Below are 2729 nucleotides of genomic sequence, written 5' to 3' on the forward strand. Positions count from 1 at the left end.
GTGCTCATGGCGGTGTGGTTCGCCGCCCCGCTGGTGGTGTTCCACGAGCGCGGCGCGGTCGACGCGCTGAAGGAAAGCTTCGCCGGCTGCCTGAAGAACATCGTTCCGTTCCTGGTCTACGGCGTCATCTTCTTCGTGCTCGGTATCGTCGCCTCGATCCCGCTGGCGCTCGGCTGGCTGGTGCTGGGCCCGATGGCGGCGGCGTCGATCTACACCGCCTACCGCGACATCTACTTCACGGCGTAGCGAAGCGCTTGCGGCCGGCCCACAGCCAGGCGAGGCCGGCCGCCTGCACCGTCCAGAGCGTGCCGAGCGCCCAGGCGTAGCCGCGGGCGTCGTAGCCGGTTGCCGTGGCGGGCCACAGGTTGAGGATCGCGCCGGTGATCCACTGGCCGGCGAAGATGCCGAAAAACGTGAAAGTGTTGATGCAGGTGTTGAGGCGCCCGGCCATGTCGCGGGGATAGCGGCGCGTGAGGATCGAATGTCCCAGGGTCGCGCCGGTGCCGCAGAACACGAATCCCGCCCACAGCAGCACCGCGGCCTGCGTCACGCCGAGCGCCAGCAGCGCGAGGAAGCCGAGCGCCGCCAGCACGCCCCCGACGAACAGCGGCAGCTGCGAGCGGCCGCGCCGCGCGCGCAGGTCGGCCAGCCGGCCGAAGAAGAAGTAGCCGGCGATCAGCGCGACGGCCGCCACCGCCAGCCCCTGCGCCGCGGCCGCGCGATCGTAGCCCGCGACGTCGCGCAGCCAGATGGTGATCCAGAGCGTGAAGAGCGACACCACGGCGCACTGCGTCGTGCCGATCGCCACCGCCACGCGCCAGAATGCGCCGTCGCGCGCGATGGCGGCGAGCCCCTGCAGCTGCTCGCGCAGGCCGCCCGGCTTGCGATCCGCGGCGTGCTCCGGCACGAGCAGCGCGAATACGGCGCTCAGCAGGAGCGTCAGCGCCGCGAGGAAGGCGAAGATCTCCCGCCACGAGAAAGCGCGCAGCGCGAGCTCGAGCGGCGCGGAGGCCGTGATCGCGCCCAGGCCGCCCATCGAATACGCGAGGGCGATCATGGTGCTCATGCGCGCCGGCGGGAACCACAGGATGAACGCCTGGATGGTCGCCATCAGGCAGGCGGACACGCCCAGGCCGATCAACGCGCGGGCGAGAACGAGGTGTTCGAAGCTGGTCGATTTTGAGAAAGCCAGGGCACCCGCCGCAGCGAGCACGAGCAGAAAAGCGTTGACCCGCCGCGGCCCGAAGCGGTCGAGCAGCACGCCGAGCGGGATCTGGAACAGGCCGAAGGAGAAAAAGTAGACGCCGGTGAGGAAGCCGAGCTGCTGGGCGGAGATGCCGAACTCGCCCACCAGCAGCGGCGCGAGCACCGCGTTGACCGCGCGGTAGACGTAGGACAGGAAGTATCCCGCCAGGAACGGCAGGACTACCCGCAGCGCGATCAAGTCTTAGGGGGCGATTCCAGCCCGCCGAGGTAGAAGCGATTCCAGGTGGGGCTGATGATGAGCTCGTTGACGCAGGCGCGGGCGGGCAGCGCGGCGATGAAAAGCAGCGTCTTGCCCAGGTCCTCGGCCTGCAGCATCTTCGCGCGCACCTCCGGCGCCGGCGGCACCGGGCGCTTCTCCAGGATGGGCGTCGCCACCTCGCCGGGCAGCACCGCGGTGGCGCGGATGCCGTTGGCGCACTCCTCCATGTTGATCGACTCGGTGAGCGCCACGACCGCGTGCTTGGTGGCGTTGTAGCCCGGCCCGGTGAGCGTGCTGGCGTAGCGCCCGGCCCAGGAAGAGACGTTGATGATCAGCCCGTCCTTGCGGCTGCGCATGCCCGGCAGCACGGCGTGCACGCAGTAGAACATCCCGGACAGGTTGATGGCGACGATCTGGTCCCAGGACTCCAGCGACACGTTGTGGAAGTTGCGGCGCGGGCTGTTGATGCCGGCGCTGTTGACCAGGATGTCGACGCGGCCGATCTTCGCCGCGGCGCGCGCCACGTCCTCCTTGCTGGCGACGTCCAGGGCCAGCGCTTCCGCGCTGCCGGCCGCCTTGAGCTGCTTCAGCGCCTTCTCCAGGGTCTCCGGGCTGCGGCCGGAGACGACGACGTGCGCGCCGGCGCGGGCCAGCTCGAGGCCCCCGGCCAGGCCGATGCCCGAGCCGCCGCCGGTGATCCAGGCCACCTTGCCTTGCAGTTGCGGCATCACGACTCTCCCGTGCCGTTCAGCGCGAAATCGAAAATGCGGTAACTTTTCAGCGTCGCCGTGCCGGCCTCCAGCCGGTAGCGGCCGTTCAGCGGCTCGCTCAGGATGAACGGCACCCTCGACTCCGACACGCCGCCGTGGGTGCGCAGCCGATGGCCGGCGAGCCCCGAGAGGTCGTGCTCCGCTTCCGCGCCGCCGATGCACGCCTCGGCGGAGGAAATTACCACGACGTCGCCTTCGCGGTCCGCCGGCAGATCGTGCACGCGGCAGGCCGCGGCCTTGTCCAGCACGCTCTCGATGCCTGGAAGGTCGTGGATGGCCGCCATCACCTCCTTCGGCGCGGCCCTTCCCTGGCACCAGACGCGCACGAAGCCGCCGAGCGCGCCGTGGTGCGCGACGAAGGCGTCGGTGATGGGGCAGATGACGCGCGTCTCGCCCTTGCCGAAGCGGCGGTCGAGGATGTCCTGCAGCCAGACGACGTTCGGGTTGCCGGCGGCGTCGGACTTGTCGTTCATGCCGTGGTCCGCGGTCAGCGC

General features: G+C 70.2%; 3 protein-coding genes and 1 pseudogene. 1 reads left to right on the forward strand and 3 read right to left on the reverse strand.

Annotation, left to right across the window (positions count from 1 at the left end; genetic code table 11):
• Positions 1 to 246: BPSS1780 family membrane protein (locus VFM98_RS18290; RefSeq protein WP_325111332.1), on the forward strand; the 246-nt coding region annotated here is incomplete at its 5' end.
• Here the strand turns inward: VFM98_RS18290 and VFM98_RS18295 are convergent.
• The 3 genes and pseudogenes from VFM98_RS18295 to VFM98_RS18305 all read right to left on the reverse strand — a co-directional run.
• Positions 236 to 1444 carry an MFS transporter gene (locus VFM98_RS18295; protein WP_325111333.1) on the reverse strand — a complete coding sequence of 403 codons (1209 nt, stop codon included), beginning with the start codon at positions 1442 to 1444 and terminating at the stop codon, positions 236 to 238. The genes VFM98_RS18290 and VFM98_RS18295 overlap by 11 nt on opposite strands.
• Positions 1441 to 2193, reverse strand: coding sequence for an SDR family oxidoreductase (locus tag VFM98_RS18300; RefSeq protein ID WP_325111334.1), 753 nt, complete (start codon positions 2191 to 2193; stop codon positions 1441 to 1443). The genes VFM98_RS18295 and VFM98_RS18300 overlap by 4 nt, the downstream gene beginning before the upstream one ends.
• Positions 2193 to 2729, reverse strand: a pseudogene (locus VFM98_RS18305) (phosphonoacetate hydrolase); the annotation flags it as partial. The pseudogene VFM98_RS18305 and the gene VFM98_RS18300, both read right to left, overlap by 1 nt.

It is taken from the genome of Ramlibacter sp., from assembly GCF_035706265.1.
Taxonomy (GTDB): Bacteria; Pseudomonadota; Gammaproteobacteria; order Burkholderiales; family Burkholderiaceae_C; genus Ramlibacter.